We start from the raw sequence: 5942 nt of genomic DNA, 5'->3' as shown, positions 1-5942 counted from the left end.
CCGCACAAACACAGCAGAGGATCTGCACGATGACAGCAAGACGAACGACCATCCGGCAACTGCCGTTGACCGAGGTCGTTGACCGCGACACACCCGGCGCGACGCCGGTCAGTATCACCACCCCCGAGGGCGGCACCATCTATCACACGGTCCCGCTCGCAGACCCCGACGCCGGCAAGCGACGCGACACCCGCCCGAAGTGGATCGCTGGCACCTTTCCTCTCTTTCCCGTTGTCCGACTTGCTGACGGCGCGCCGTGGGCTGAGGCGAACCTCTGGCTCATCGATATGATCGAGTCGAAGTCGTCGCCGAACATGCTGACGTTCGCCAGCATCGCTGACGACCTGGTAGCGTTCCGTCGTTATCTGGATGACGAGGGTATCGACTGGCTCGTCTTCCCTGTGAACAAGAGGCAACGTCCGACCTACCGATATAGCGGCTCGATCAAGCTGGCCGTGCAGGCCGGCGAGCTGTCTCGGGGCGTTGCCAGGCGTCGTATGGGCACCGTGGTGCGCTTTTATCGCTGGATGATGACCGAAGCAGGCTTTCGATCCACGAACGCGCCGTGGGTCGAATCTGATCGTTTCATTGAGTTCAAGGACCAGAAGGGCTTCAGCAGCGTGATCGAAGTCAAGACCACGGACCTGTCGATCAGTGGGCGGCGCGCAGAAGACCCGTGGGACGATCACATCCAGGACGGTGGTCGCCTGCGCCCGCTCCCCTCTGCCGAGCAGTCGGCGCTGCTTGAATCGTTAGCCACACTCGGCAACATCGAGATGACGCTCGTTCATCTGTTTGCGCTGTTGACAGGCGCCCGCATCCAGACGGTACTGACCGTGCGTGCGAAACACGTGATGCGCAAGCCTGACGGGTTTCACGGCGACGACATCCGTCTCGCCTGCGGGCCAGGTACCGGCATCGACACGAAGGGCGGCGTCAAGGGCGTGTTGCACCTGCCGCGCGGTTTCTATGAGCGGCTGTACGTCTACGTGCACAGCGATCGTGCGCGCAAGCGCCGCCAGATGGCAGATGGCGGCGATCACTTCGACCAGGCGCTCTTTTTGAGCCATCGCGGTGCGCCGCTCTACGAGGATCGCGCGTCGCGCGACCCGCTCACCTCTGGCCCGCGCGTGCGCCGTCACGTCAAGACCGGGCAGGCCGTGCGCCAGTTCATCAGGGACGAACTGTTGCCCATGATGCGTGTGCGGCTTGGCAACCCCAGGTACGAGTTCAGCTTCCACGACCTGCGCGCGACCTTCGGGCTCAACACGGTCGACGCGATGACGGCGAGCGGGACGAAGTACACGCGGGCGCTCGACCAGTTACGGCAGTTGATGTGGCACGTACACCCTTCAATGACTGAACGCTATCTCGCTTACCGCGATAATCGCAAGCTGTTCGACGCTGTACAGGACGGCTGGGGAGCGCATCTGTCGACGCTGGTCACGCGCACCCTCAACACCGCGGTGGCATCATGAGCCGCCTGTACGAGGAAGTTCGCATGCCGCTCACAGAAGGCACGCTGCTTCTGCATCCCGAGCGCGTGCTGCTCAGGTGGGAAGGCGTTAGAAACCGTTCCGATATCGGTCAGATCTGCTATCTGACGCGCGACACGTCGAGCCCGCAGCGCACGCGACGCACTTTCGACCCAACAAGCTTCTGCAGCGAACGCGCCAGGGTCGTGCGTCTGCTCGTGACCCAGCTTTCCGGGCGTATGGCCCTTGGCGCGAGGCGTCCGGCGACGATCTTCATGGATTTGCGCGTCGTGCTTGATTTCGTCAACTGGGCCGACAGCCAGGGCTTGCATCAGGTGCTCTGTGACGAGAAGGCTACCGCAGAGGCGGTTCATCGGTACTTCCGTGAGAGGCGCGAACAGGTCTCGCTGGGCAACCAGAACCGCAATTCCGTCGCCAGCCATCAGCGCAGTCTGTTGTCGATGCTACGTGAGTTCTTCCGAAGCGACGACTTCTGCGCCGACGCGAGGGTGCTGCGCCACCAACAGGATGCCTGGGTGCCGACGGCTGTGCCTGACGCCGAAGCACAGGCCGCCCTGCTCGCGTGGGCCGATGCGCTCTTCAGCAGCATCAGCACGCTGGTGCTCGACTTCAAGCCGTACCCCGTGCGCGTGACCACGGTGCGAGGTGAGAATCTTTGCCTCGTTCCGCACATCTACGGCCGTAGTGACGGCGACGACTCGCGCGGCCTGATCGGCTGGAATCTGGAGACAGGAGAGCCGCGCACACGGGAGGAACTCAGGACGCGGATGGTTGAGGCAGGGGCTAACAATCCGCGTGAGCGTTCGTGGAACATCGCCAGGTTAGCGGCTAAACATCTTGCGGCGGCGAACGCGGACGCGCAGTCGTCAATCCGACGCTCGCACGCTTCGATAGCGGCCTCTAGCTTCGCCGCGCTGTTTCTTGCCGAAACGGGCATCAACCTCGCGCAACTGTTAGCCATGAAGTGGAGTCCGAAGCTTGCCACTAGCCTGCAGGATGCGTCGGTTGCGCGTCAGAAGTTTCGTCAGGTCAAGTACCGGGCAGGCGGGAAGGAGATTACGTTCACCGTCTCGCTGGGCTTCATGCCGAAGCTCAGGGCGTATCTGGCGTTGCGCGAGTATCTGGTGCAGGACGCAGAGTGGGACGCGTTGTTCGTCGTAGTCGGGCATCATGCACAGCTGCGGCGGATAACGGGTCTCTCAACCAAATTCCTGGAGCTGCTTTACCGTCGACTCGACACACTCGGGATCGCGCTGCCGCGCATTGGCGCGCGTCAGTGGCGTGCGGCGAAGCAGGATTGGGCGGTGAGCAACCACGGCCCCGTCATCGCAGCCGGGCTGATGGGGCACTCGCTGGAGACGGCGCTGCGCTCGTACTCGAACGGCACGGATGCCGCGCACAAGGCTGAGATGGGGGCGTTCCTCGCTTCGGTCGAGAAGACCGTGCTGGGGCCGGACAACGACCCGATGGGTAGCATCGGGAGCGCAGTGGGCATCTGCATCGGATTCCACAAGCCTGCGCCGATCGCGGCTTCGGTCACGGTACAGCCTGACTGCCGCTCGACCGAAGGGTGTCTCTTTTGCGACCAGTACCGCGTGCACGCTGACGCGACCGACATCCGCAAGCTGCTGAGCTGCCGTCACTGCGTCAGGCTCGTGTGCGGGCGTGCTGACTCGATCGAGCAGTACGACAGATCGTTCGGTGCGGTGCTGCGACGCGTTGACTTCCTGCTCGACGAACTGCGCAGGCGGGATGTCGCGCTGGTCGAACAGATCGAGCATGACGTTGATATTGAGGGGAATCTGGACGCTTTCTGGTCGGCCAAGCTCGACCAGCTTTACGAATTGGGAGTGGCATGAACAACACACTGATCGCGCCGACCGCTGAGCGGCCCGACTGGTATCGGGTCGAGGACGATACGGTCGTCGCGCGCGACACGTCCGGGAACAATGTTTCGCTGTTTGGTGACGATACCTGGGACATCCGTGCGTACGCGGTTGGGCCACGCAGCACGCATCTCTATTTTAGGAGCCACTTGCCTGACGGCGTGAGTCGCGCGCTTTCAGAAGCAACCACGCGTCAATGGAAGCAGGTCATGTACTTTCTGATGCACGAAGCGACCGATATGGTACCGGCGTCCGGCACGCTTCAGGCTCGTTCAATCAACCTGAGGGAGTTCACGTTCTTTGCCGCCGCACGTCAGCTTACGCTCTACGATGGCCTGTCCAACGTCGCCGTTGTTCTGGACTATGCGGCGCAAGCCGGAATGGAGTCGAAGGCCCAACGCCTTCATTCGATTCTGGTGAAGCTTCACCGTCTGGGCGTCGAGACCACAGGGCTGCGCGTACCGCTGGTCCAATTACATAAGCCTCTGCTTAAACGCTGGGCGCAACACGCTGGATACTCGCAATACCCTGCCATCCCGACGCGGATCTACCAGCACTTCCTGTCGACCTGTCAGCATGACCTCGGCATCGCTGAAGACGTCGCTGATGTTCTGTCGGACTACCTCGCACGCGTATACGCTGGTGAGAGGCCTGGTGTCCCTGCAGAACTGGTAAGTACTGCAACGCACTTCCGGTGCGAGGACCCCCGTTATGTCGCGTCGTCGCTTGTGGCGTCGATCACCGCGCTATGTCAGCTTGTCATCCTGTCGTTCACCGGCATGCGCGCGGCAGAAGCAGAGACCCTGCCCTACAACTGCCTGAGTGAGTTCCGTCTGGATGGCGTGACACATTACACCATCGAGGGCGTCACAACCAAACTGTCGGGCGGTCGTGCCAGGCGCGCGTGCTGGGTGACCAGCCCGCTCGCTGCCCGCGCTATCAGGCTCGCGCGACGCCTGTCAGGCGAGGCGCACCGTGCGCACGGCGCGCAAGGTTACGCCGAATCGACGGACGGTTCGCACCTGCTGTTCTGCCGGATGGGTCTGCCGATAGGCCCGCGTCATGGATACGTAGCAAACCGGGCGGCAAGTAAAGTCGCTAACTATATCGAAGCCTTTCGTGAGCGCGTCTTTCCGACGATCACATTCGAGGACATCGCCGAGCTGAAGCGGGTCGACATGCACCGCGCGTGGGAAGACGAGCCGAAGTACGCGCTCGGGCAGCAGTGGCCGTTCACTCGCCACCAGCTTCGCCGGAGCCTAGCCCTCTACGCTCATCGGAGCGGCCTCGTGACGCTACCTACGCTCAAACGTCAGCTGCAGCACCTCACGCACGAGATGAGCACCTACTATGCGCGCGGCTCGGCGTTCGCGAAGGGTTTCATCGACACCGACAAGCGCCACTTCGCGAAGGAATGGGCCGAGACGCAGGGCCTGTCCGAGTATCTCGCGTACGCCGAGCAGGTGCTGTTCGCTGACGAGCGGCTGTTCGGCGGGCACGCAGCGTGGACGCAGAGCCGTGCCGTGCAGGCCTCGCCTGTATCGGTCTACTCGCGCGAGCAAACGATCAGAAAGTTTGAGAAGGGTGAACTCGCATATCGCGAGACGGTGCTGGGCGGCTGCGCCAGCGTCGAGCCCTGCAGGTCGACACCGCTCGACTGGATGCGTCTGGATTGTCTTGAATCGAACTGCCGTAGTCTCATCGTCGTGCCGTCGAAGCTTCAGCGAGTGATCAAGGTGCAGCAGGCTACGGTCGGGAAGCTGCGCGCAGTTGATGAGACAAGCGTCGAATACCGTATCGAGGCACAGACGCTGCAACGACTGCTTGACGCGCAGGAGAAACTGATTAAACCGGAGGCAGCATGAGCGACGCCATGACCGACTACTACGCCGCCCTTGAGCGGCTGAAGAAACGACAAGGAGTGCGTATCAACAATGACGCCGTGGCGATCGAGGCGGGCCGCAAGAAGGGCAGCATCAAGAAGTCGCGCCCGCAGTTCACAGCACTGATTGACGCGATCGATGCAGCCAACGCGGTAGCCGGGCGCCCGAAGCTCGAACTGGCCGAGCGTCTGGACCGAGCGAAAGGCGACGCGAAGGATCTGCAGGCACAACTTGACGAGTCACTGGCTCGTGAGCTCGCACTGCTGCGTCAGGTGTTCAGCCTGCGCAAGGAACTGGCCGCGCTACGAGGCGGTAGCGTCGTGCCTCTGCACCCGCGCTAGATCGGGGCGAGCGTTTTCGCTCGAAACGGGCACTTGTGCTGCTTTACCTGCGTCGGGTGCCTTGAGTGCGTCGACTTGGTGCTCGCTACGGCGCACCCGGCGTGGTGTCGCATCAAATCCGATCGTGATTCTGTGACACCGCTGAACGGGTCAAGGGAGGGCGAAGCCCGGCGAAGTGAACCCTTGACGCGCGATGGTTTGACACGCTCCAGCATGGTCGGACGCCCGGCTCTATCGGGCCTCTGACCATGCGAAACTTGCGGCGGAAGATGGACACCCGATCGTCGTTCTGTCCACTTTTTCGGCTAGCCAAATGGACATCCTGCTGACTGCCGA

4 protein-coding genes are annotated in these 5942 nt (G+C 62.3%); all 4 read left to right on the top strand.

What is annotated here, in order from left to right; genetic code table 11:
* Positions 1-1478: site-specific integrase (locus ACFSNN_RS41275; RefSeq protein ID WP_377779228.1), on the top strand; the 1478-nt coding region annotated here is incomplete at its 5' end.
* Positions 1479-1501: 23 nt separating this feature from the next.
* A complete protein-coding gene (locus ACFSNN_RS41270) occupies positions 1502-3355 on the top strand; it encodes an integrase (RefSeq protein ID WP_244323195.1) in 1854 nt (617 codons plus the stop codon).
* The gene (locus tag ACFSNN_RS41265) at positions 3352-5247 is read left to right on the top strand and encodes an integrase (RefSeq protein WP_134465866.1); all 1896 of its coding nucleotides are present in this window, start codon (positions 3352-3354) and stop codon (positions 5245-5247) included. The genes ACFSNN_RS41270 and ACFSNN_RS41265 overlap by 4 nt, the downstream gene beginning before the upstream one ends.
* Positions 5244-5606 carry a hypothetical protein gene (locus ACFSNN_RS41260; protein ID WP_134465865.1) on the top strand — a complete coding sequence of 121 codons (363 nt, stop codon included), beginning with the start codon at positions 5244-5246 and terminating at the stop codon, positions 5604-5606. The genes ACFSNN_RS41265 and ACFSNN_RS41260 overlap by 4 nt, the downstream gene beginning before the upstream one ends.
* Positions 5607-5942: the final 336 nt, after the last annotated feature.

Source organism: Paraburkholderia dipogonis, assembly GCF_042680985.1.
Lineage (GTDB): Bacteria > Pseudomonadota > Gammaproteobacteria > Burkholderiales > Burkholderiaceae > Paraburkholderia > Paraburkholderia phytofirmans.
Note: the sequence above shows the minus strand (reverse complement) of the source record. Positions and strands in the feature narration are given on the sequence as shown.